This is a genomic window from Gimesia maris, from assembly GCF_008298035.1.
Lineage (GTDB): Bacteria > Planctomycetota > Planctomycetia > Planctomycetales > Planctomycetaceae > Gimesia > Gimesia maris.
Genome location: NZ_CP042910.1, coordinates 5,734,801 through 5,759,288 on the forward strand (window position 1 = coordinate 5,734,801; position 24,488 = coordinate 5,759,288).

Annotated in this window: 21 protein-coding genes and 1 tRNA gene; 7 read left to right on the forward strand and 15 right to left on the reverse strand. The window is 50.9% G+C overall.

Annotated elements, in window-relative coordinates; all coding sequences use genetic code 11:
- Window positions 1-60: 60 nt before the first annotated feature.
- On the reverse strand, window positions 61-2,121 hold the full coding sequence (locus GmarT_RS21265; protein ID WP_002643874.1) for a PrkA family serine protein kinase: 2,061 nt from the start codon (window positions 2,119-2,121) through the stop codon (window positions 61-63).
- 651 nt (window positions 2,122-2,772) lie between these two features.
- On the reverse strand, window positions 2,773-4,092 hold the full coding sequence (locus tag GmarT_RS21270) for a neutral/alkaline non-lysosomal ceramidase N-terminal domain-containing protein (RefSeq protein ID WP_002643873.1): 1,320 nt from the start codon (window positions 4,090-4,092) through the stop codon (window positions 2,773-2,775).
- Between the two features lie 198 nt (window positions 4,093-4,290).
- On the opposite strand from GmarT_RS21270, the gene GmarT_RS21275 reads away from it, so the two are divergent.
- The gene (locus GmarT_RS21275) at window positions 4,291-5,289 is read left to right on the forward strand and encodes an adenosine deaminase (RefSeq protein ID WP_002643872.1); all 999 of its coding nucleotides are present in this window, start codon (window positions 4,291-4,293) and stop codon (window positions 5,287-5,289) included.
- 19 nt (window positions 5,290-5,308) lie between these two features.
- Here the strand turns inward: GmarT_RS21275 and GmarT_RS21280 are convergent, their stop codons facing one another.
- The 3 genes from GmarT_RS21280 to GmarT_RS21290 all read right to left on the reverse strand — a co-directional run bounded on the left by GmarT_RS21280 (window position 5,309) and on the right by GmarT_RS21290 (window position 6,797).
- Window positions 5,309-6,064, reverse strand: a complete 756-nt coding sequence (locus GmarT_RS21280) for a hypothetical protein (RefSeq protein ID WP_002643871.1) — start codon at window positions 6,062-6,064, stop codon at window positions 5,309-5,311.
- A gap of 61 nt (window positions 6,065-6,125) precedes the next feature.
- A tRNA-Arg gene (locus GmarT_RS21285) sits at window positions 6,126-6,199 on the reverse strand.
- A gap of 103 nt (window positions 6,200-6,302) precedes the next feature.
- Window positions 6,303-6,797: a DUF6717 family protein gene (locus tag GmarT_RS21290; RefSeq protein WP_002643870.1), complete on the reverse strand. Its 495-nt coding sequence runs from the start codon at window positions 6,795-6,797 to the stop codon at window positions 6,303-6,305.
- A gap of 146 nt (window positions 6,798-6,943) precedes the next feature.
- Between GmarT_RS21290 and GmarT_RS21295 the strand changes: the two genes are divergently transcribed.
- The gene (locus GmarT_RS21295) at window positions 6,944-7,408 is read left to right on the forward strand and encodes a hypothetical protein (RefSeq protein ID WP_002643869.1); all 465 of its coding nucleotides are present in this window, start codon (window positions 6,944-6,946) and stop codon (window positions 7,406-7,408) included.
- A gap of 5 nt (window positions 7,409-7,413) precedes the next feature.
- Entirely contained in the window at window positions 7,414-7,680 is a 267-nt protein-coding gene (locus GmarT_RS21300) for a hypothetical protein (RefSeq protein ID WP_002643868.1), read from the forward strand.
- A 39-nt stretch (window positions 7,681-7,719) separates the two neighbouring features.
- On the opposite strand, the gene GmarT_RS21305 is transcribed toward GmarT_RS21300, so the two are convergent.
- The 5 genes from GmarT_RS21305 to GmarT_RS21325 form a co-directional block, all read right to left on the reverse strand.
- Window positions 7,720-8,892: a phosphatase PAP2 family protein gene (locus GmarT_RS21305; RefSeq protein ID WP_002643867.1), complete on the reverse strand. Its 1,173-nt coding sequence runs from the start codon at window positions 8,890-8,892 to the stop codon at window positions 7,720-7,722.
- A 200-nt stretch (window positions 8,893-9,092) separates the two neighbouring features.
- Window positions 9,093-11,174, reverse strand: a complete 2,082-nt coding sequence (locus tag GmarT_RS21310) for an LTA synthase family protein (protein ID WP_002643866.1) — start codon at window positions 11,172-11,174, stop codon at window positions 9,093-9,095.
- Window positions 11,175-11,347: 173 nt separating this feature from the next.
- Window positions 11,348-12,505: a M56 family metallopeptidase gene (locus tag GmarT_RS21315; RefSeq protein WP_002643865.1), complete on the reverse strand. Its 1,158-nt coding sequence runs from the start codon at window positions 12,503-12,505 to the stop codon at window positions 11,348-11,350.
- Window positions 12,502-12,876 carry a BlaI/MecI/CopY family transcriptional regulator gene (locus tag GmarT_RS21320; RefSeq protein ID WP_002643864.1) on the reverse strand — a complete coding sequence of 125 codons (375 nt, stop codon included), beginning with the start codon at window positions 12,874-12,876 and terminating at the stop codon, window positions 12,502-12,504. Before GmarT_RS21320 ends, GmarT_RS21315 begins: the two co-directional genes overlap by 4 nt.
- 94 nt (window positions 12,877-12,970) lie before the next feature.
- Window positions 12,971-13,804 carry a DUF1559 domain-containing protein gene (locus tag GmarT_RS21325; RefSeq protein ID WP_197998113.1) on the reverse strand — a complete coding sequence of 278 codons (834 nt, stop codon included), beginning with the start codon at window positions 13,802-13,804 and terminating at the stop codon, window positions 12,971-12,973.
- Window positions 13,805-14,141: 337 nt separating this feature from the next.
- On the opposite strand from GmarT_RS21325, the gene GmarT_RS21330 reads away from it, so the two are divergent.
- From GmarT_RS21330 to GmarT_RS21345, 4 genes are all read left to right on the forward strand, one after another.
- A complete protein-coding gene (locus GmarT_RS21330) occupies window positions 14,142-14,456 on the forward strand; it encodes a hypothetical protein (RefSeq protein ID WP_002643862.1) in 315 nt (104 codons plus the stop codon).
- Window positions 14,457-14,576: 120 nt separating this feature from the next.
- On the forward strand, window positions 14,577-15,254 hold the full coding sequence (locus GmarT_RS21335) for a DUF4272 domain-containing protein (protein ID WP_002643861.1): 678 nt from the start codon (window positions 14,577-14,579) through the stop codon (window positions 15,252-15,254).
- A 321-nt stretch (window positions 15,255-15,575) separates the two neighbouring features.
- Window positions 15,576-16,559, forward strand: a complete 984-nt coding sequence (locus tag GmarT_RS21340; RefSeq protein ID WP_002643860.1) for a DUF1559 domain-containing protein — start codon at window positions 15,576-15,578, stop codon at window positions 16,557-16,559.
- Window positions 16,560-16,713: 154 nt separating this feature from the next.
- Entirely contained in the window at window positions 16,714-16,908 is a 195-nt protein-coding gene (locus GmarT_RS21345; RefSeq protein WP_149303209.1) for a hypothetical protein, read from the forward strand.
- A gap of 18 nt (window positions 16,909-16,926) precedes the next feature.
- Here the strand turns inward: GmarT_RS21345 and GmarT_RS21350 are convergent, their stop codons facing one another.
- The 5 genes from GmarT_RS21350 to GmarT_RS21370 all read right to left on the reverse strand — a co-directional run bounded on the left by GmarT_RS21350 (window position 16,927) and on the right by GmarT_RS21370 (window position 24,351).
- Window positions 16,927-17,463, reverse strand: coding sequence for a hypothetical protein (locus tag GmarT_RS21350; RefSeq protein ID WP_002643858.1), 537 nt, complete (start codon window positions 17,461-17,463; stop codon window positions 16,927-16,929).
- A 25-nt stretch (window positions 17,464-17,488) separates the two neighbouring features.
- Window positions 17,489-18,610 carry a tetratricopeptide repeat protein gene (locus GmarT_RS21355; protein WP_002643857.1) on the reverse strand — a complete coding sequence of 374 codons (1,122 nt, stop codon included), beginning with the start codon at window positions 18,608-18,610 and terminating at the stop codon, window positions 17,489-17,491.
- 272 nt (window positions 18,611-18,882) lie between these two features.
- Complete coding sequence (locus tag GmarT_RS21360; protein ID WP_002643856.1) at window positions 18,883-19,833, reverse strand: universal stress protein; 951 nt, start codon at window positions 19,831-19,833, stop codon at window positions 18,883-18,885.
- A gap of 261 nt (window positions 19,834-20,094) precedes the next feature.
- Window positions 20,095-20,943, reverse strand: coding sequence for a DNA methyltransferase (locus tag GmarT_RS21365; protein ID WP_002643855.1), 849 nt, complete (start codon window positions 20,941-20,943; stop codon window positions 20,095-20,097).
- A 69-nt stretch (window positions 20,944-21,012) separates the two neighbouring features.
- Entirely contained in the window at window positions 21,013-24,351 is a 3,339-nt protein-coding gene (locus GmarT_RS21370; protein WP_002643854.1) for a DUF7133 domain-containing protein, read from the reverse strand.
- Window positions 24,352-24,488: the final 137 nt, after the last annotated feature.

Sequence of the window (24,488 nt, forward strand, 5' to 3'; positions counted from 1 at the left end):
CTCTCATGTAATTCCTTCTTATCCTGGGTTAGTTTAATTCTTTTCAGACGAAATCAGAGATCAGGCGGCGTCGCTGTTCTTTTTGGTATCGCCGCGAGCAAAAATGCTGGCAACGTACTGCAGGACGTCTGTCGCAGACTCTTCGTCGTAACCGTAATTTCGAATGAGCCGTGCTTTGACGATGTCGATCTTTTCCTGCGTTTCGGAATCAACGACATTCGAGACCAGACTCGTCAGTTTGATCGTATCCTTCTGATCCTCGAACAGTTTCATTTCGAGGGCCTTCTGCAGACGATCATTGGTTTTGTAGTCAAACGATTTGCCGTCCAGTGACAGGGCACCAATGTAGTTCATGATTTCACGACGGAAATCGTCTTTCCTGGTGTCCGGAATATCAATTCGTTCTTCAATAGAACGCATCAGGCGTTCATCCGGTTCTTCATATTCGCCGGTGAATTTGTTTTTCACACGTTCTTTCTGCGTGTACGCTTTCACGTTATCGAGATAATTACCACACAGTCGCGTGAGTGCTTCCTCGTCGGCAGCAATCGCACGCTGAACTTCGTTTTTCACAATATCGGTATACTCTTCCTTCACCACGGTGATGAGCTGGCGGTAATGATCACGCATGTCATCGTTGGCAATCAAAGAATGATGCTTCAGCCCTTCTTCCAGTTCATTGAGCAGCATGAACGGATTCAGGTTGGAACTATGCGAGTTGACCACCAGGGCGTTCGAGATTTTATCCTGCACATAGCGGGGAGAAATTCCAAACAATCCTTCTGACTTGGCTTCCTTGCGCAGCTGTTCCACATTTTCGGTGGTGAAGCCTGGCAGGGATTTCCCGTTGTACAGATTCATCTTCTGGATTAATGTAAGTCCGTGATGCTTGGGAGTTTCCAGCCGTGTGAGCACTGCCCACATTGCGGCAATTTCCAGCGTATGCGGGGCGATGTGTTTACCGCGAACCCGTTTGGTATTGTAGTCCTTCTCGTAAATCTTCACTTCTTCACTGAGCTTCGTGACATACGGCACATCAATTTTCACCGTACGGTCGCGCAAGGCTTCCATGAATTCGTTGGACTGGAGTCGACGGTATTCCGGCTCGTTCGTGTGGCCGATAATCACGGTATCGATATCAGTCTGTGCGAATTTCTTTGGCTTGATTTTGTGCTCCTGTGAAGCCCCCAAAAGGTCGTACAAAAACGCGACGTCCAGTTTGAGGACTTCGATAAATTCAATCAGTCCGCGATTGGAAACGTTAAATTCGCCATCGAAGTTAAACGCACGCGGATCGCTTTCGCTGCCGTACTGAGCGATTTTGCGATAGTTGATATCGCCGGTCAGTTCGGTGGAATCCTGGTTCTTCTCGTCTTTTGGCTGGAAAGTACCAATGCCGATCCGATCCTGCTCGGAGAAGGTGATGCGTTTCACCACGATCTGATCCATGACTTTGGTCCAGTCGCCGTTGGCTTTTTCAAGTCGCTCATTAAAGATAAAGCGACTGAGCGGGCAGACTTCGCCTGTGATTTCCACTCCGTAACCGGCATCTTTGTCGGGATCACGGTCGGCATTCAGATAGTCGCAGATTTCCTGGCGGTTCTTGAGAGGCACCAGTTGCAGGGGATCACCGTTCATCGGATCCCAGAGGATCGTACCGTCTTCCTCTTTCCAGCCGAAGCTGTAGAGGGCACCGTCTTCAGTACGGGAATAGCGTTCGAGCCCCTGCTTGAGCAGGCGGGCGATCGTACTTTTGGAACTCCCGACCGGACCATGCAGTAACAGTACACGGCGTTCGCTGCCATACTTGAGGGCAGCCGACTTGAATACGTTGACCAGTTCCATCAGCGGCTTGGAGAGCCCGAAGATGCCATCTTTGCCGTCGTTGACCGGATCGTCAAAGAAGCGATAACGGATCAGACCTTTTTTGCCTTCGACCGGGTAGGTTCCATAGCTCATGATCATGTCATAGACACGCTGGAACGCCGTTCGCGTCACCCGGGGATCCTGCCGAACAATATCGAGGTACTCCTCAAAGGAGCCCTGCCAGTGTTCCTGAAGAAATGAGTCGGCATTCAGCTGACTCGAGATTTGTTTTAAGATTGATCGACCATTTTCCATGGGAATCCTCCTCCTGGCGTTACGAGTGGCATTCCTGCCCGTCGATTTATTGGCCAATAAGTTCGAGGTAATTTGATAAGGGTAATTTTTCTAAAGTGCGAGAGCCTTTCACTATGTCCAGAAATTTCAGTATCAAACAGACACGCATGGCGCAGGGATAGTTCCCTCATTCAAAATAAAAATGAAATGAGGTTGTTTAACAGACCGTCCATGGCCAACACCTAATTGTAAAAGTGGGGTTATCGTGTGGACGTGACTCGAGCATTTTCAGGGCATGCCACACAGGAATGTCAGAGACCTAATATCATGTTTCGAGCGTTACTATTATTTCCCACGTCTTTATTTGAGACAATACCAAAATTCAAGTCTGTGATTTTCACCACAACAAACGGCTGTCTTCGGTCGACTTTAAGTAACTACACGACAAACAGTTAGTAAAACATACCAGAACACGAACAGTTTCCGGGAATACGCGTGGGGAATGCCTGAACGGACTGGTTCGGTGCAGATTAGACAGACTGGATTTGCTTTCCTGCCGAAAAGACATCCCGTATTGATCAGCCCTATTCTTACGTAAAAGAAAGAAAGAACAGCAAGTGTTTTTTGTTTTTTACAGAAGGGTATCAGCCTTGTAAAAACAGCCACATGGATTTAAGGCTCGAGCAGAGCATGAACCAGTTGAATCACACGGTCTTCGACACCAGGTTGAAACGGCCCATGAATTCCGAAGTATTTCATGGCTCCGCCGCCTTCATATCCTCCCTCTTTCAAGACGCGTTCCGAGGGAACATAGGCGAAGACTTCGTTACAGTAGCCTGCAATCCAGACCTGTCGTCCCGCCAGTTCCTCGTGGAGACGGATGGCGTAATCAATTACGGTTTCTCCGCCGAGCCCGATGAGTGTCAGATCATTTCCGAACTCAATCACCTGGGCAGAGAACGGATACGAGTCCGGAATGGAGCGCTGCTGCTCGAGTTGTTTGAGAAGATGCTTTGTCAGACGTTGAGAATAGATATCCCCCTGCCCCTGTTGGGCGAGCAGTTGTTCGCGCGAGGGTGGTTTCACAAAGGGTAAATCGGTCCGCTGAAATTTCACCGTAAGTGGACCGCGAACCGGCTTCAACGGCGCCCCCAAAGCCCGCCTGACTGCTGAAGCCAGCGAACGTCCATGCTGCTCAGCCAGTTCCCGGGTGCCTCGGGGATCGGGGTTGGCATCGCCGCCACAGCCCAGCAAAAACAGCGCGGTGATGCCCGGATATTGTTTTTCCAGTTCGATCTGCGCAAAGCCGGCGTAGTCTCCACAAAACTCAAAATATGCCAGCGTAGTATTATGACAGGCATAGCCAAACAGAATTGCCTGGAGCTTCCCTGCAGGATCGCTGATCTTAAGGACGGGGACCGTATGATCAACGGGACCATCCGGGTTAATGCGACCGCGACGGTTGATGGCAAATGTGGCCCGGTCTTCACCGTAACTGAGCAGGGCCGGTTTGAGCGATTTGCTGGCGGTAACGATGACTTTGACCAGTTTATCTTCGAGTACCTTCGCATAGTCATCAACGTCCTGCTGCTGGGCAGGAGTGAAATCATAAGCCAGCGGTGCACAGCCGCGCACGACGGGTGAACAATGCGTATGTGAGGAATTGAGCAGAATCTGCTCGCGGCTCATTCCTGTCTCCCGGGCCACCCGGGCACCAACACTATCGGAGAGTTCGCGCGTCAAACCGATCAGATCGGTGGTGACAATTGCAGCCCGGTTTCCCTGCCCGTCTTTAAAAACGAGTGCCTTGGCCCATAAGGGATGGGTTGTTCCTTCAGCGGGTTTTGTGCGTGACGCATAGCCGGCGAGCCAGATCTTTTTTGCAGGTGTGATGTCAATTCGCGCGACGCCAACCTGCCATTCAGCCGCGTGGAGAGGAATCTGCAGACTGACAACCAGCAGTACCAGCGAGGACAGAATTGTTCTTAGCATGTAGTGACCTCATTGTTGTGTACCGGAATGATTCTCGTGGGAACGTTTCCCGTTTCTCACTGGTATTTTATCCTAGCAGCGAGACAGGTGAATGCGAAGGCTGGCGGGCTTCGGCATGATGTTGACAAACCAGGTTCGCAAGTTACCATGTCGCCAGCAACCACTGACTGCAGATTCCTTTCACGACGGAGAGAAGCCATGGATGAGTTTATCGCCCGCCTGCCCAAGGCAGAACTACACCTGCACATCGAAGGAACCCTGGAACCGGAACTGGCATTTCAACTGGCTGAAAAGAACCGGATGAGCCTGCCGTTTGCCTCCGTGGAAGAAATGCGGGCTGCATTCAACTTCAGCGATCTGCAGTCGTTTCTGGATCTGTATTATGCTTCGGTGAGCGTTGTCTGCAGTGAGGAAGACTTTTACGAACTCACAATGGCGTATCTGAAAAAAGCCGCTTCGCAGAATGTGAAACATGCGGAAATCTTTTTCGATCCCCAGACCCATACCGCCCGTGAGATCCCGATGGGAACCATCGTCCATGGAATCTCAGCGGCTTTGAAAGACGGACAGACTCAACTTGGCATCTCGTCCAGGCTGATTCTGAGTTTCCTCAGGCACCTTTCTGCAGAATCAGCGATGGAGACACTGGAACAGGCGCTCCCTTTCCGCGAACATTTTATCGGCGTGGGTCTGGATTCTTCGGAACTGGGACATCCCCCTTCCCAATTTGTGAAGGTCTTTGACGCGGCCCGCCAGCAGGGATATCACGTGGTCTGTCACGCGGGTGAAGAAGGTCCGCCCGAATACATTACCGAAGCGCTGGATCTGCTGCACGCAGAGCGCATCGACCATGGCGTGCGCTGCATGGAAGACCCTGATCTGGTCAAACGACTGGCCGCCGAACAGATCCCCTTGACGGTCTGCCCGCTCTCCAACGTGCGGCTGCGTGTCTTTAAAACCATGAAAGAACACACCCTGAAACAGATGCTGGACGCGGGGCTCTTGGTGACCGTCAATTCAGATGATCCCCCCTACTTCGGCGGCTATGTGAATGAAAACTTCGCTGCGATTCAACACGCCTTCGATCTGTCACAAAACGATTTAATTAAACTCGCCCGCAACTCGTTCGAAGCCTCATTCCTGACAGACGAGGAAAAGCTGACCCTGATCGACGAGCTGCCAGCCACATCGGTTTGATCAAGCCTCTGAGTGATTCTTACTTGAGTGTATCCAGCACCTGATTCAGGTACTGCTTCACCTGGGGATCGACTTTTTCGTACCCTTTGTCCGAACGGGGCTGTCCCAGCGCGTGCCGCATGGCGTTGTGCATCAGGTAGCGGCCGGTATCGGTTTTCATGTGAATTGCATCGCGGTAGATGTCGGTAATTTCATCGAAAGGAGCTTTGTTGTTTTTGATATCCGTATTCACCTGGTCCAGCAGATCGATGGCATGGGTCTGTTTGAATTTCCGCTCAGGATATTTTTTCTGCAAAGCAGCCAGCAACGCCTTCATATAAGCGGGGCTGTGCTGCATTTTCCCGGTGACCTCTTTGCTGGCATATTCTTCAGCACGGGTCTTACTTCGTGCCCAGCCTGTATGAATGATAAAGATCGCATTGGGCTGCATATCCACCCATTTGGAAATCGTGGCGAGATCTTCGTCCAGCGTTGCACCGTAGTGTGTCTGCACGGAGATCAGATCGTACTGTTTTTCCTTGAGTGCCTGTGGCCAGAGTGTGGATGTTTTCACACAAGGCATTTCCGGGTGCGCCATGATGTAAGGCAGACTCTTCCCACAATCCACGTGCCACTGCACATCTCCCTCCAGTAATGAAGGAGCCGTATCCCAGGTCAGCGAATTCCCGATCAGGTAATAACTTTTGGCTTTGTCTTCCGCCTGGAGCACCGAACTGGTTAAGACAAAACAGAGCGTGATGAGACAGACTGCAAACACGGAAAGCGACTTGAGCATCAGATCTGTTCCTTCGTCTAGCGAGAAGTAATACGCAGAATGAGCATTTCCTGAGAAAACATACCCCCGGCAGGGTTCGAACCTGCGACCTATGCTTTAGGAAAGCATTGCTCTATCCAACTGAGCTACGGGGGCTGAGTGATCCTAATATAGTAGGGGTTCAGTGCTTTCGTCAAACGACTGCTCTGCCGGAATTGAGAGTGACACCAAAAAGGGAGGCCGGGCGCGCCTGTCATGTTCATTTCATGGGTTCGGCTTTGACGTAGAGCTCTTTGGGGGCGGTCTCGTAATATTTGAACATGGCCGGACAGATCCAGCCTTCCATGTCAGAATCTTCAAAGCGATAGTAGTTCCCCTCTCCAGCGCCGCGGAGCCAGATGAGTTTTTTCTGATATTGGGGAAACGGCTTTGCCGAGAACAGCAGGCGGAAACCTTTGTCGGCATCGGGAATGTCTTTGACGATCACATCGATCATTTCCGGTACGCCGGCCACAAACGGTTCCTGCACCAGGCCTGCGGAACTGTCATCAAAGACCCAGGTCCCCAGATGCCGATAGGGGGCGATGACCATGATTGCGTTTTGTCGGGGCAGACCGGATGCGAACGGCGGCAGCAGTTTGAACTGCCAGGCAATACCGACGGCGATCAGGATCATTCCGATCGAGATCAGATACATGCGACGCCAGTGAATCTGTGGAGGAGCCGTTGCCTGTACTCTGTTTTCTTCGATCATGTAATGTTCCTCGGATCGGATTTATCAGTTACCCGTTTCTATCAGTTTAACCGATTGTCCGTTGAAAGCGAAAAAATTGTCTCACTTGCACATGATTGCCGACATTAATTAAAGAGAGATAACTTATTTGAGCTGGAACAGTAAACGTGACGAAACGCAAGTCAATTGAATCGGTGGATGTGAATCAGTGGATCGCTGCTTTTTGCGGTGTGATTCTGGGACTGTTACTGGAAGCGATTATCGGCAGCTATTCCTGGATGGAAACCGGACCGATGATCCGGTTTCAAAGTGGAGTCCGCCTACCTGTTATTGGACCTCTCCTGGGCGGGATACTGGCCTATCTGTTTGCGTTGCGGTTCGGCGAGGTCAAAATTCGGGGTATGTTGAAGCATTCGATTGTCGGAGCGATCATTGGCCTGCTGATCGGCTATTTTCTGGGTGCCTGCGTCCTGGCCCCCATGCTGGCACAACAGGATCCGTATTACAGCTTCCTCAGAAGTAAGGTCACCGCCGGCTATACACGTTTTTTTATCTTGAATGGCATGCCAGTGTGTGCGATCATAGGTTGTGCGATTGGAATGATTTATAGTGTGAAACTCAAACGACGGTAACCGTCATGTTCACTTTCTTCCTGATTGACCGACGTATTCTCTTCAGGGGCGTCTGTTACTGCGGACTGCTCACCTTACTGCTGGCACTGACTTACGTTCTGAGCATCGGACCGGCTTACGCCTACCTGATCAATCATTTTGGCACTGTCTCCGAACAAACCTCTGATCGAATCCTGTCTTTCTACTCACCAATCTATTACCCCTGTAATGGCAGTAAACCTTTTTATAATCAACTCAACAGCTACATTACATTCTGGAGAAAACTCATGTGACCGCGACTATGACTGTCGGGCCATAGAGCCGCTCCCCGACTACCAGTTGTATTCAAAGCCCACACCACTGACCCCTGACCAGGAAATCGGGTAGACACTCCAGTGACGATCCGGATTTTGTGTCGCATCGACGGCGTTGGTGGCGATCCACGCCATCCACCAGCCGAGAAATACCTGTGAGGGGTAATGCCGATTGTCATTGATGCGGGAGAGAGGCACCAGCGTGGAACCGGCGTAGAACGCCAGTTTGAGTAAAGGTTTATCGGTCACTTTGGCGGCAGCCAGAAACGGGATGGCTCCCATGAAGCTGTGGCCGCTGACACCGTTATTGTCCTGGAAGGGCTTCCACTTTGCATTCGCAGTGGTTTCCCCCGGACGCGAGGCACCGGTGGCTAACTGCATGGCCAGCATCGGGGGTGTGCCGACAATGATTGCGCGAAGCGAGCGTTCCCCCCATTCCCCGGTCCGATTCACAAGCGGGATTGTTTCAAACATGGCTCCCGCTACCCAGGCAGCAGCAAACAGCGGAATAGTATAACGACCGTTGCCCAATTCTTTCTGCGCATGTAATCCGTGCAGCCATTCATCGGACGAGGCACTGAGTACACTGGATTGGCTGTGATTCTGTATGCCGCCATCCAATGAGGTATTCGCCATAATCGCGCCGATGCCGAACCCGCCCGCCAGCCAGGCCAATGACTCATTCGAGTAATAATTAGCATGATCCTCTTTGACTTTGCTCCAGAGTGTCAGCCGCTCACTTGCCATTTCGGTTTCGAAACTGGGATTCACACAGCCGAAGTCACCCAGAGGTTCTTCCGACAGAAAACCGGTCACAACTACAGATGCAGGCAAGTCGTCGGGCAGTGTTTCATCAATCTGCCTGTTTTGATTCAATACTCCGCGGGTGGAATCAATCCAGTCTGAACCGGCCGGATCGTCTCCTCTCAATCCAGACAATCCAAACTCTTCACCCGCTTCGGCAGCGGTTTGCTCTCGCTTGTGCTGATCACCCGGCGTGACATCGTGTGAAACCGCTTGTGAGCGCTGCAGCGTCGAACTCAACCATTTCCCACTGGTGGAATGGTTTGTCGAAATACAGCCCGACAGCATAGACAGCGCAAGCAGACACACGGACAGCAGAAAGATGCGTCCTGAGATCAGGCTGCCTGCACAGTATGTCTGTAATTTCAGCGTCAGAGTTTGATTCATCGTGTGTTTTAAGCAGAGAGGAAAACAGAGATGTAAGGTGGGTGACAAGCGAAGTGAGAAAAAGGCGGGGAATGTGAGGAAAGGAGCACTGACAGGTGCTCCATTAAAGGTGCGAGTGAAACGAAGCTGTCGTAGCAGACACCAACAATCAGGAGTCAATGTTTCACTCCGCATCAGAGATTCAATTGTAGATTCTTGAATTAAATACCTGGATCTTTCTGCGGGCTGTTTTGTGGATCTGGATACCAGCGGTCGGAATAATACAGTTCAAACGCGGCCTGGAAGAATGCCACGGCATTGTGCAGCATCTCTTGATCGGGATTTTTCTGTTGATTGAGTTGATGCGTGGCGCGATCCAGTTGAAAGCCTGCTGATGACTTCCCGAACCCCAGCACGACCATGCGATTTTGTGAATCGAGTAATGCGACATCATGATTATGCTGCATGATGGCCCGTCCCCGCCTGGGATCTGCCTGCAGGACATCGTAACCAAAGAAGACCGAGCGATAGTCGCTGCCCAGTCGTCCCATGATGGTCGGCGCGATATCCAGCGAACAGGCCAGTGTGCTGCAGCGCGTCCCCGCTGCTTTTCCCTCAGGCTGAATCAGCAATACCGGCACCCGGTAAGAACTCATGGGAAACAGCTGGCTGCCGGAAACACGGGCTCCGTGATCCCCCATGACAACAAAAATGGTATTCTGATAGAAATCATGTGATTGCGCTTCACGAAAAAAATAACCGAGTGCCCAGTCTGCATATTTCACCGCGTTCTCACGTGTCTGCTCATTCTCAGGAATGCGACCTTCCGGGTAAGTATAAGGTCGATGATTGGAAACCGTGAGAATGGTGGCAAAGAACGGCCGACCGGACTTTTCCAGACCATCCAGTTCTGTCAGAGCCTTATGAAACAGGTCCTCATCGCTGACCCCCCAGGCATTTGCAAAAATGGGATCATGAAAATCTGACTGTTCAATAAAATGGTTGAAGCCATTGGCTCTCATAAAAGAACGTACGCCATCAAACAGCCCGCGTCCGCCTGTCATAAAGAGTCTCTCATAGTCTCGACCGGCGAGCACATTTGCCAGTGTATAGACATGCTCCGAGTGATCCCGCTTGAGGATCGATTCGGTCGGAATGGGAGGCATTGACGTCATCACCGCTTCCAGAGCCCGCGCGGTCCGGTTTCCGGTGGCATAAAAATGATCGAACAGCAGCCCCTGTTTGGTCAAAGCATCGAAGTGGGGAGTCAATCCGCGTTTGTCTCCCAGCGCTCCGATGAAGTCAGATCCCAGGCTCTCCTCCAGAATCAAAACGACATTATAATCCTGCTCAGGTTGCCCTGTCTGAATCACGCGGTCCACGGGATTATTCGAGAATTGTTTCAAGTCATCCCCGTCAGAGACAATCTGCTGTCTTAATCTCTGTTTGACTTCCGCATCAGCAATCGTCATGTAATTTTTGTTAAAGTCAAAGCGGCAGGTCCAGGCATAATACACAAAGCTGTATAAGCCATTCCATGAGCATTCATTAACAATGCGATCTCGAGAAACCTGTCGACTTTCGGCACTCGTGGATGACCAGAGGATTGCAATCGCAGCCAGGCAACTGAAGAAGATTCCATAACGTTTCTGCCAGGGCATGGATGTCGCGACCTGGGCATGGAAATTCTTACGCAACAGAATCCAGCAGCTGATACCACACAGTACTACCAGCGCCAGCAACTCGATCAACGGGTAGGATTCCCAGATGTTGCAACAGACTTCGGTGGGATAAACGATGTATTCAAAAGCAATGTAATTCAACCGCGACTGAAATTCGTCAAAGAAGACGTATTCCGTAATGCAGAAAAACGGGAGAAACAGAAATGCGATGATCCAGGTCAGATCCAGTAGAAGATGATTGATTCGCCCCTTCAACCTGCGCTCTGACAGAAATGTGATATGAATCAACTGCGGAAACACAAAACAGAGCGCCACCAGCACATCGTACTGCAAACCCACAAATAACAGTTGGAGTTCCTGCCAGATCGTCACCTTATCCAGACTGGTATAGGTTACAACCATTACCGTCCGCAGTAAGAACAGATAGCCAAGTGTAATGACAAAGATCGTTGCTAATACGCTATAACGTCCCGACCAGCGATGAATCGAAACTCCGATATTGTGAATCGTTGACAGTAGACCGGAATGCGTATTTACGCCCTGCACTGATCCTGTTGTTTCCTCAATTTTCTTTCCTGACAGATTTAACACCGGTTCGGCAGGTAAAACTAACTTAGACATAAACATTCTTCCCTTTTGTAATATCATCCCTGAAATCAGCAGATCGAATTCCGAATCTTTTAGTAATTAAGGTTAAAATTTTTTCTACACTGTGCAGGAAACGATGCTCTGCCTGTCTTAATCAGACAGTCACGTATTCCTAATCTTTTAGTATTTCCCGATAAATTTTTTTCTTATTCGCGACGCATCATCTGGTGTGCTCTGGATCGGATTGTTAGCGGCTCGCGCTCTATCAGAAGTTCATGCAGTTCGGTATGGCGGCTGTAGACGTCGAAATCGTTGGGTGAAAAACCAAAGTCATGTAATGCACCGGCTGTCCACGAAGGCCAGGGAGACCAGTTCGCACGTGGTGAGGCGAGCACATCAACGGGCAACCAGATCATCCCGATGAAAGCTGCAATGCACACAAGGCTGCAACAGGCCTTCATTCCAGAGATTTCGAAAGGGCGAGGCATCCGATGGTTTCTGGCAATCTCCGTTAATCGACGGGCTCGATGCGCGATGATACTTTTACCGCGACCGAACGCCAGGGGTGTAGGTGACTCATCCTGCTGAGAAGCTCCATACTCAATAATGGTTAATAAAGTTCGCAGGTACTGCGCGATTTCCTGAGGTGAATCGATGGCGGCTTCGTCGCAGGCATATTCACGCCTGAGCGATGATTCCTGAGAGGCCCACCAGACCATCGGATGAAACCAGAAAATGGTTTCCACCAGACGCTGCAGGAATAACTGCAGCGGATGTCCCGTTTTCAGATGTTCGAGTTCGTGGCGCAGAATGAAATTGATTTTCTGCGTGTCAAATTCCAGCAGGTATTCCGGTACCACAATATAGGGGCGATGAAACTGAGAACAAAAGGGCGTTTTCAGACGATCGCTGGATAACAGTTTGACCTGGGATCTTGGATTACCGCCGTGATTCCCGTTCAAATCATGGAGACTCTCGGCAAAAGCATACTGTTGCGGATCGACACTCTGACAGGATTTCAGAAACGAACTGACCTGCACTGCCCGGTACAGGAAAACCAGCAATGAGAGTGTGGTTCCCGAGAGCCAGATAAAAAACAGAACGCGTCCCGCCTGCATTTCAAGACTGACGATCGTAGAGGCATTCTGAGAATCAATTGAAGCCCAGGGCTGAAAAAAACGCGGATGGGGAAACAGAACCGCCACAAAGATCAGCATCAGCAGGACGACATAACAGACCGTCCAGAGGCGGCACTGCGCGCGTTCGCTGTTGACCAGCTTGCCCAGCCAATGAGCGATGATGATCACAACAGACACCTGGACGGAAAGCGATACGACCAGTTCCAGAAACTGTGTGGATGTCATGCCTCTTTCTCCAGAGATTCGATCGCCTGTTTCAATTCTTCGATGTCTGACTGAGACATCGAATCACTTTCCACCAGGCTGAGCACGAATGATTTGACGGAACCGCCAAACAGTCGCTGCGTCAGATCGGCGGCCATGCTGCTGCTGATTTCCTCGCGGGAAACAGCAGGCTCGTAAACATAGGCTCTACCCTGTTTCTTTTTACGGAGCACGTCGCGCTGTTCATCCAGAATCTTCAGAGTGGTCATCACGGTCGTATACGCCAGGGGGCGTTCCAGAGAGTCTACCACATCCTGAACCGTTGCGCGGCCTTTTCGCCAGACAACATCCATCACTTCCAGTTCGCATTTTGTGAGATGTAATTTCGGCATCACACATTTCCTTTCTTTCGATTCGACTTCAGACAAGCCGTCCTGTTCGAAGCCAATCGTGGCGTTGGCGGGTAGACACTTCTTATACGTTTTTTTATAGCGCCATTCTGCGCGAAAGTTGCTGGTAGGTACTTGTATCAAGCGACTCTGAAAGCAGGCTGACATGCCCGTCTGCCCAGAGGAAGTTCACACCGCCGGGATGACGGCTGGAAAATTCACATTCATCACAGACTTTACAGTTCGGTTTTGTAATGGCACTGCCCACCAGGCGGCAGGCAGCATCTTCGCCGTACGAATCCACTCCCAGCCAGGTCGAAGGGACCATGGACATGGTTCGTTCGCCGACAATGATGGTTTGGGTCAAACCACGCTGCAACTGAGGAAAGGAAACCGGTACCGATTCACAAAAAGTTCCTTCTCCGGCGGGAGCCGGAATGCTGTCATCGGCTTCGAGTGTTCCGAACACGCCGACATAACTGGCTGTCGGAAGTTGAATAATCGGAATCTGAGAAATGGATAATGCGTGTTCTTCATACAGCGTGAAAGTCGGATCAACGATATCAGACGGACACAGAAAATTGACGATCGCGGTTTCGCGGGCCGTCGTATTGGAAATGTGAGACAGCACCTGATTGCGATCGACCTGTTCGTAAATCGCACGCTGTTCGAGATAAGGCAACAACGGAACGGACCAGCCATAAGCTGAATGATTTGTATGCTCCCATTGCCAGCCGGCAGGCAGGCAACGATAACTGTCATGATAAGAGTGCAACGCCAGGCCGATTTGTTTCAACTGATTTTTGCATTGCAGCTGCCGTGCTGCTTCGCGGGCTGAATTGACCGCCGGCAGAATCAGGCTGGCCAGAGTCGTAATAACACCAAAGGTCACCAGTAATTCGAGGACTGTGAAGCCTGAACGATTGCGCAAGACCAGTTTCCCGCCTGAAAAACAGGAAGACTGGCGGTGCAAGCAGTTTCTGGCACTCATCGATCCCTGATACATGAGTCAAAATCCTTTTCTGTCGAGCAATTTCACTCGGATGACGCTTTTTACTAATCATTTAGTTTTTTGTCAAGCGGTGATTTCTGATCTCACCAGTTCATAAAAAGACACGTTCCATTTCAATTCTCTCCTGATTATCGGGAAAACAATTAATTGATCGTTGACATCTTTTGACTCACATCTCAACATGCACCCATGTGTTCAGTCTACCGTTTTGAACAGATATCTCTCGAACTTCGGTCCTGTTAAGAAAATTGATACCATGATTGTCGTATTACTGGACGCTGTTGCATTGATTCTCATTTTGAAAATCATGGACGACGCCGATGTCAGCTTATTCACGGCGGTCCTGGTGGCACTGGGTGCAGCCATTGGAACCAATCTGCTGGCCTATGCCCTGGTTTTGGCCATCGGTTTTTCTGGAGTCCTCGTGGCAGCAGCCGTTGGAGCCGTCCTGGTAGGTGTCATTGTTTCTGCCTTATTCGGAATTGAAATCAAACGCTCCTTTATCATTGGCGGCATCTTCATGCTCGTTCATCTCGGTATCAGTTTTGGACTGGGGATGTTATTTCGATAGAGTGATCCTACCAGGCTTTCCTTCTGGAGCGTTCACGTTCTCAATCGATAACACCACTTCAGTACAGTCGATTTCAAGGTCATGTCCATTTCTCAATCTGCATTACTGGTAGTTCTAATAATGATTAATTTCAGCTGTTCAAAAAATGAAGCGGATCCCCAGGAAGCAGAAGCCAGAAAATTACGTTCTCTGGAATTACTGAAAGCGGAAAACGTCCCCGTGATCGCACACCTGCCAACGATTGACACGGAAGCCAACTCGACACGTCGGACCACCGAGGAAGTAGCAATCCGGGCGATGGCTTTATGCATTGTGGCGGTGAAAGGCGAAGGACTGGAACAGGAAATCATTGATCGACTCATAAACGACTTTGAACTGATGGACGCATTTACGCCCCGGGAAAAGAAATTCCTCACTGACCCGAACCCTGACACGCACACAAAAACTCAGTTTGTCTGGCGTTATGAAGACTATTGGGTATTGCTCTGGGCATTGGGATATGTCGACGAACTCAAGCGACCGGATAGCATTTGTGATGTCGAAACAGCTATCAGTATTCTGCGTGACAAGGGACGAAAGCAATTCATTAAGAATGCAAAGCTGCGTCCCCAGGGTGAACTTCTGGACGCAACTGACCTGATTTATCGTTACCACTGGGCCGTTGTCGATGCCCGAATCAACCAGCGCCCGGCGCCAGCGAATCTGGATGGAGGGGTCGTTATGGAACGGCATTACGTTTTAAACTGGCTCACTGGCCAGGGCGGACAGACCTGGGATGACATTTCTACGGATACGTAATTTTCGAGAATTGCCTCCTGTCAGAGTTCGAGCCGCGAGCAATTACTGCTGACTGAGAATTCCAGACTTCTCTGCCCGCCCTGCGATTGCAGTCCGATCCACTTCTTCCAGCAATGTGAAGACTCTTTCGAAGAAGTTTTCATCGATCGCTCATGATGTATTAACAATTGATCGGTAGAGTACTCGCAACAACAGGAAAGGGACACTGTTCCCTGTTCCACAAGAAGGTCAGTCAAGACCCATACCGGCATTACCCCGCCTGCGAAAACTGAAACGCTCGCTTACATTTTATTTCTTTTTTCAAATTCAGGAGAACAGAAAATGAAGACGTTACGTCCATTTTCTCCAACGGTTACCGGTACGTCTCCACGTCCCTCACACAATCGAAACGGATTTACTTTAATTGAGCTGCTGGTCGTGATTGCCATCATTGCAATCCTGATCGCTCTGCTGCTGCCCGCAGTTCAGCAGGCCCGCGAAGCAGCCCGCCGCACTCAGTGCAAAAACAATCTGAAACAGATTGGACTGGCATTCCACAACTTCCACGACGTCCATGATCAACTCCCCAATGGTGCCCGCGACGGCGCAGGCAGTTCGTTTGCCTGCTGTAACGCGACTGAACGGGAAGGCTGGAGCTGGCTCTATCATATTCTGCCATACATGGAACAGTCCAATGTGTATGACCTGGGTACTGATGACGATCCGGTAGGCACATATCCCCTCGTTGGTCGCAAAGGAATTAAAGCCTACTACTGCCCTTCACGCCGCGGTCCCAAATCTTACAGCGGCTACTATCGCAGTGATTATGCCGGCAACGGCGGTCAGCGAGAGGGGGGAATTACCAGTACCGTCAGTACGGGAAAACGTGGCGTCGTCGTACAGACCACCACACGCCAGATCCGCATCAACGATATTCAGGATGGTGCTTCCAACACAATTATGGTCGCAGAGAAAGCATTGCACCCGGATCGTCATGGTGCAGATGGCGGTGACAATGAACCCTGGAATAACGCGGGCTGGGATGAATGTGTCATCCGCCACGGAGCCGGGATCACCAGTGCCGGCGTTGAATATGGCCTGACGCCCCTGCCTGATGTGAAGGCGCCCACCGACACCGTCGCTGTGGTTGACAAAGGTGGGGTCAGTTGGACGAACTGGCATCCCTTCTTCGGATCTGCCCATGATGGCGGTATGAATGCCTGTCTGGCTGATGGTTCCGTTAGATTGATCAGCTACAACATTGACCACGAGGTCATGCGACGCATCAGTCTGACTGACGACCGTGAACCGATAGATAATTTTTGAGCAAGCTGAATGGCCTGCTCAAGCATGATATCGTGAGCACGCAGGGCATCTGCCGTCTTCCCCCCGGAGACGAATGATGCCCTGCTGTTAACGACGATTATCCCGACGCGCTGATTACATTATAAATCCCATTAATTGTTAAAGAGGTTTACCTGTGAAACTGCTGTCTTGTATTTTAATGTTAGCTGCCTGCTGTCTACTCTCCGCCTGTGGTGGTAGCGAAGATGAATTGGATTCCGGCGAGATCACCCCCGATGTGAAAGCCCAGATGGAGAAAGAAAAACAGGAAGTGTTTGAATCGGAATCAGCGCATCGTGAGCAGATGCAACAGGAGGCGAAAGGGAAATAAACAGATCCTGGACCTTACTCACGCGTCGTTAATACTGTTTTCACAGTATTCGATGAATTGAAGTATCGTCCAGTCCCCCTCCCAGGCAAGAGAAATGGAATCGCCGGGTATATGGATATTCCATTTTTTTTGAATTTCCAGTCTCACGGTCAATGGAGTTAAATCGTCGAACGGTCCCCAGAACAGGGGGCCGAACGGGTCTTGCGGATGCAGGGGAGGTGGAGCTTCAAGCGGCTTTTCAAAGCCGATTGCTTCTGAAATGATGAGCGCGATCTGTTGCTTTTCAGGTGTATTGAACCAGTTATTTTTCATAACCCAGTTATCAATCTGCCCGCGTGCTTCGAGCTGATCAACAATCTCCTTCTCAACAATTGCTAATTCCTGCGATTCATGACCACTTTTGCGAAACCTTGCTAGCAGCCCCGCCAATATCCATCCAACCAGAGGAATGTGTTTGAACCTGTTCTCCCAGCACCCTGGTGGAGGAGGTGGCGACACAACAGGTGGCCAGACCTGCGTTAATTTGACGGGAGGGTAATCTGATCCGATCAGCATGATTAAGAATTCAGTTCCATTAATATTATTTCCGCATGGCATCCGCATAGCGGTCCATAATCAGATCGCAGTCCAGTGCCTGCAGGCGAGGCAGTGAGAGCTGGTAAAGTTGTTCGGCTTCTTCATTTTCTTCAAGTTCTGCCAGGGTGACCGCCAGGTAGGCACGGTTCAGATCGACAATCTGCTGCAGCAGCGCCTGGCTGGCAGCGAGGGGAACCAGTTGGGTTTCGCATTGACGAAACAGGGCTTCCGCCGCCCGGTAATTGCGAAAATTCAGTTCGAGCACGCCTTTGAAATACTTAAGTAACAAGGCCACCAGATCATTCAGATGCATCTCTTCCGCTTCCGCAATCAACTCGGTCGCCAGGGGACTGTCCCGGTTGGTTTTCGTCAGGGCATACGCGTAATCAATGATGACCGTCGGGTTATCGGGAGCTTCCTCATAAGCCAGGCGCATGCATTCGATGACGTTGTCATAATCTCCGGTCACCTCATACAGTTCCGACAGGCGCCCCAGATACATCCAGTGGGGCACATCTTCTGACTCTTCGTAGGGTTCCATCAGATCCAGTGCTTCATCGAATCGATTCAGCGCCGCCAGCGCGACAGCGGCACGCGCCGCGAGTTCGAAGTCGGGAATCTTGCCGCGCAGACGATGAACCTGATCGAGAACTTCTTCCCAGTTTCCCCAGGAAAACGCGTGCATCAGTCTGTCATATTTGCGACCGAGCGAATAATAGGCATTCCAGAAACAGATGGGAATCGGCAGCAGAAGAAACCCGAGCATGATATAATCAGACTCATCCGGCCCGGAAACCTGATCCCAGCGATATACGGCAATTCCCAGTAGTACAGGAATCACCCAGCGCAACTGCCAGTAACTTTTTCGCAGATAAAACAGGAACAACTGAAAGTTGGTCAGGTACTGCAGCTTGACCATATCAGCGGCCGTCAGATTTTCGTCCACTTGCGGTTGCGGACCGAACAGATCGGTGGTGACAGCGTACGCATCGTCACTGTGCAGAACAATATCCGTCAGCCCCTGCTCTTCAAACTCGCGAACGGCGTCCTGAGAATTATCCGCTTCGACCCGCCGCGTTTCCCGCTTGCCGTTTTCATTGGTTCCACTGATTAAAAATACCGGCATGGCAGATTTTCTCCCTTTCAATCCTGATGATTTGCTGATTGAATCCAACAGTGCTCTATTGACAGACAAGCACACGAGAACGGACTGGCAGCCGGTTACATCATGAACGATTGAGAGTCTTAATCCTACCTTGAAATTCAAAATTTCATACGGCACTGAAATTCCATGTTGCCCGGATCAGAACTCACTTCCAGTGATTGATTGTGACGTAAAAAAACGCATCGCCGATTCAAAATCAGGATGCGTTGAATGTCAGCTGAATACAGTCGTGATTATTCAGGCACGACGGGAGAAACAAAATCGGCTGGTTTGAAAGTCAGAACCGAGCAATCCACTTTCTCCAGCATGCGTTCTGCAGTATTACCGATGAAGAAGCCGCTGAGCCCGGACCGGGCCAGGGTTCCCATGGCAAGCAGATTGACTTTATTTTCTGCGATGAATTCAGGAATCGCTACTTCCGGAGAACCTTCCAGCACATGCACCTGTACTCCAAAAGAAAGAGTACGAAAGTCGGTTTGAGCCAGTTGCTCATTCAACTCGTTTTTCACTTCCTCCAGAATATCTTCAGAGCATTTCTTAAGCGTCTGTTCGTTGATCCCCAGTCCTTTGAGTCGTTCATCAAGCCTGGTATCAATGGCGTGGACCAGGTGAATTTTCATATCAGCCACCTGGGCGGCATTGACGATAAAATTCAGGATGTCGGTGCTGACTTCACTCATATCGCTGGCGACGACAATTTCAGGAACATCGGGTTCATCATCGACCTTCACCGCATAGACCGGGCAGGGGCACTGACGGAACAGGTTCATGACCGTGCCACCAAACAGGCGACCGGTAAATCCGTGTGGTCGCGTACCCACCAGGACCATATCATGGTTGTTTTTGATGACTTCCAGAATGATTTCGCGCCAGGGGGGGCCCAAGGCTACTTTGGAAGAACTGTCTACCCCTTGTGCTTTCGCCTGTTCAATCAGAGTCTGCATCACAGCATTTGCTTCATCCGTTACATTTTTATGCAGGTGATCCTTATCTTCCTGAATCAGATGTTTGGTATGTGCGGACAGATCAATGGCGGCGAAGAATTCCAGCTTTGCATTGAACATCCTGGCGACCCAGATCGCACGTTCGACTGCTTCTGCAGTCTGTTCATTCAGATCGGAAGCGACGAGCCGATCAGCGTGTGTCAGATCGACGCCGACAAGAATTGAATTGATTGATTGCATGGTATGATCTCTTGTTGCTTGCGATACGTAATTTGGTTCTCTTAAACCCATTATGACAAAAGTGAGACGCGGTTCCTAGCCTGAATTCGGGTTTCTCGAAGCGGGTTCTGCATCGCCCCGTAAATAATATCGCCGGCAATCGGGGTAGAAAATGAAGTCCCAGCGGAAACAGATACTGTTTTCCGATTTTGGGTATGAGTTATACAGATTTCAAGACTTGAATTGCAATCACAGTCGATCGCAGACTGATTACACAGACCTTTATTGTTTGGGCTTTTGCATCAGCACAATAAACTCATGAACCTTATTGACACGAAACACGGAGGGAAACCCGAGGGGCCTGAGATTATTGTATTCGGCCTGCCGATTCCAGATGATCAGATCGTCGTAGAGAAACCCGACCTCCTGCAGGCGGGAGGCCAGATCACTGTGAAAGGGGAAAAACCGGCTGCGTTTGCGCAGGTCCATGACGATGGCACAGCAGTAGGCTCCTGGTTTCAATGCGGTTAATACCTGGGTAAAAACACGGTCCAATTCATCCAGAAACGCATTGTAATCTTCGATGACGCCCAGATCCTGATCATGGTTTCCATAGTGACGAACTTCCTTATGATCTGCCGAACGACGCTGGTTCAAGACATTCCAGTAGGGAGGCGAAGTAATGCATAAATCGACACTTTCCGGAGCAACATGTTCTGCCAATTGGAGAGCGGATCCATGAATGATGCGTGATTTGCATTCCGTCTGCTCGTCGGCTTCGAGACTGAGCGCCATAAGACGGTTTCGGGCCACTTCTGCATAATCCTCTGACAGTTCCAGACCGATGCCGGTCTTACCCATCTTTTCTGCAGTGACAATCGTACTTCCCGAACCGGCAAACGGATCGAGAATCACTTCTCCCTGCAAAGGGAGAAAGGTTTCGATGAGTCGTTCCACCAGCATTTCCGGAAAAATCGCGGGATGTTTGAGCCGCACTTCCTCCAGCGATTTACGAATATCGCTCCAGACACTGATCGAGTTCTGGATCCAGCGTTTTCCGTCCAGCGCATTATAAGGCGGAGGCAGTTGTCTTGTACGTTTCTTTTTGGCTGGTTCATCAGAAGTCGACACGCCGGGCTGGGTCTCCTGTGAAAACAGTGATAATAACGACGAACTTATGATGTCCCTAGCGTACTCAATCTACAGACTTTGTAAATAGGCATTCAGATCAGCCAGGTCGGCCGGCGTCAGATCTTTGAGCAATCCTTCCGGCATCAGCGAGCTGCTTTTCTTGCTTTCAAAGTCGATTTCGTCGGCCTCAATGCGGGTGGTCTGGTTATTGGAATTGCGAAGCGTCAGGCCATCAACGGAACGATAGACGACCAGCCCGGTATAAACTTTCCCGTCTACCGTCCCGACGACGGTGGTCTGATAACGGGGAGAGACATCCTGGTTGGGAGCTACAATCGCTGTGAAAATGTCTTTCCGGCTGAAGCGTTTGGCGATACCAGCGAGAGCAGGTCCTAAGGCGCTGCGATTGCCGTGACATTGAATGCAGGCACGTTTTCGAAACAGCTCGGCTCCACGTTCGCTGCTGCCGGCTTCCCAGTAGACCGTTTCCAGCATGGCGTATAGTTTTTCAGTTTCCTCTCCTCCCAGTTTGAGAATGCGGGCATACACTTCAGGATTCTCTTGTGAAAGCCAGTCTGCCCAGGCCTGAATCAGGGCACGCTGCTTTGTCAGGTCAGCGACATCCGCAGGATCACCAATTGGTTGGCCAGTCCATTTCTGCAGGAGAGTCACAATGCGTGACTGGAGTTTCTGTTCTCTTTTATCGTTCCCCATCCGTCGCAGAGCAGCAAACAGCCGCACGGTTTCATCCGGGGACTGGGGAGGCGCCAGTTTTTCCAGAGCTGAAACGCAGGCTTCCAGAACCTCGATCTGCGAGGAATCCAGCCCTTCGAAGAATTTGTCACGATCCTGTTCTTCCGGACTGGCGGACAGGACTGCGATCACAGCAGGCTGCAGTGCGAAATCTTCGTAGAGATCGCGAATCATTTCCCGATGTTCAGGTTTCTTTGATTCACCAAACAGGAATACAACGTCACTGCTCCAGAGGAAATCGTCATCAGCCTCGATTTTTCGTTCAAAGGCAGCGATCGCGGTTCCCAGGAACTGTCCAGGCAGTTGACTGAGAAACAGTACATGTCCGGGCAATCCAAAGCCGGGCTGTTCCACTATCTGACGGGGCAGGTCGGCGTCAATTTTCACCAGTTGCGTGTAGAGTTCTTTAAAGCGATCGTCCCAGTTTGTATCCTGTGGCAGCTTGAGGCGGATCAGTTTCTCATCAATGGAGACCAGCGATTTCGCGATTTTTTTCGACTGCGCGGTACTGCGGTCGCTGGGAATGCGGGCCGCGACGATCAGGTAGTGAATGTCGGTCACGGGATCAGAGTCGTCTGTGATTTTTTTCAGGATGCGATCCAACAGACTCGGATTGTAGGGTGCCAGCATCGACAGTGTGCGTGCCAGCTCATAGTCCAGCACTTCATGACTGCTGGGAAACGCGTCCATCAGTCGGATCCGAATCGGATCGAGCTGTCGTTCATATTCTGCCAGATCAACGCCGTTTGCATAGCCATCGAAGACCGCAGCCATTTTGGTAGGTGGCCCCAGATCACCGAGTCCCAATTGAATCAGCCGCAACGCATCCAGGCGTAAGTCGGTCTGGTAGTCTCCTTCGAAGACGGTAATCCCTGTCCGAACCGCGAGAGGTACGACGCCCCCCTCCTTAATAATTTTGGCATACGCAAGCGTGATCAAAGCTGCGCCGTCAGAGGCTTCAATGCGATCTGAAAGAATTTGATAATCTTCGGCGTTTAAAGTGGCTGCCGCCTGGGCCGCTGACTGCCTGACGTAACGTGCTGAAGCGCCCAGAGTTTTCTGCAAACCGGCCAGGCATTCACTCTGATCAATCTGATCTCCCAGCTGCAGCAGTGTCTCCAGTGCAAAACGGGCGACGAGAGGCGATTCATCCTGCAGCAGTTCGTTCAACCATTTCGCTTTCTGCCCGGAGGGTCCAGGGTACGCGAGTGACCATGCCAGGCGGGCGCGAACCCGTTCTGATTTGTCCTGCAGCAGCGGTTCAATCACGGAGTCCGGTACACCTCCCAGCAATTCGGTGATGATTTCAACAGCTCGCACGCGTTGTGCAGCGGAGCGACCCGGGTTCAGAGCTGCCTCTGAAAACGCTTCCGGCTTGATTTTTTTCACCAGCGGAAACCAGTTCTCGCGTGACCAGCTGCTGAGAGGCTGCGGTGCCGAGAGACAGGCATCCAGAGCGGGTGAGACTTGTGTTTCATGACTGGTATTTTCCGCAACCTGTTCTGAAGTCAGGTCTGGCTTCTGTGCCTCTACCGGCCCCGTGTATTCGATTTTGAACACAGAGCCACGGGTGCCACGTCCACCGACGCTGACATACAGACTACCATCGGGTCCGACGGCGAGGTCGGTTGGTGCAAAGCCGAACTGACCGACCCCCGTGATGAAATCAATGGGATCGCTGGCATAACTGCCTTCATAGTATCTCATGGGAATTGCATGGACGCGGCCGAAGGTCCAGTCGGCGACGAACAGTGCTCCCTGATATTCTTTGGGAAACTGACGCTGTTGATAACAGCTCACGCCGGTCGGAGAACCTCGATGGAATGCGGCGATCGCCGGTGGCATATCCAGAAACGAGTCGGGACGCTTCCAGCTGCGACTGCGCCAGCCCGCATTTGAACCGGGCAACACATGAAACACACGCGTGGGTCGATACCAGGGGAGCGAAATATCGCGTTCGCCATCACTGTCGTAAGTGAAGACATCACCGTTGGGATTGAACGCAAAATCATACGCGTTCCGAAATCCGTCCGCCATCACTTCCCCCTTTGTCAGATCGGGACTGAGCCGCATGAGGGTTCCCGCATATGGCTTTTTCACGGGTGATGTTTTGGTGGTGATATATTTTTCATTAATCCCCGTGGTATTTCCGAGCAGCAGATACCAGTAACCGTCAGGGCCGCGCTGGATGGAGTGGGTATTATGTTCGCCGCCGGTACGCGTCTGCAGGAAGACATCCGGTTTTCCGTCAGCACGATCGTCGGCATTTTCATCACGATAGCGGATCAGTCCCGCATCACCCGTGCAGAGCAGATCCCGACCCAGAAAATACATTCCCTGGGCACCGGTGGCAGGACCATCTGCGTACTGCTGGAATGATTCTGCGACGCCATCTCCGTCGGCATCAATCAGAATACGAACATAACCAGGACCGGAAACGACCACACGCCCCAGGGAATCGATGGTCATGGAATAGATATCGTGAGCCAGATCATCGTCGGCATAGAGGGTCGCACGAAAGCCTTCCGGAACATTCAACCCCGCGAACTCATCAGCAGCCTGGGAGACATTCAGGTTGGCAAACACCGACCCTGTCAAACAGACCAGTAACAGAATCAGGCGCTGGCCTGTCAAACACATTTTATAAAAAGGCATGGGACCTCAGATTAAGTTAGATATAAGAAACCACCCTGGATGGCGTTTGAGGCGAGATATTAACAGGTCAGTCTAAACGAATGAACCTGACTGTTATCATAGTGCCTGAGTGCAGGTCAAGGCAATCCCGCTGTATG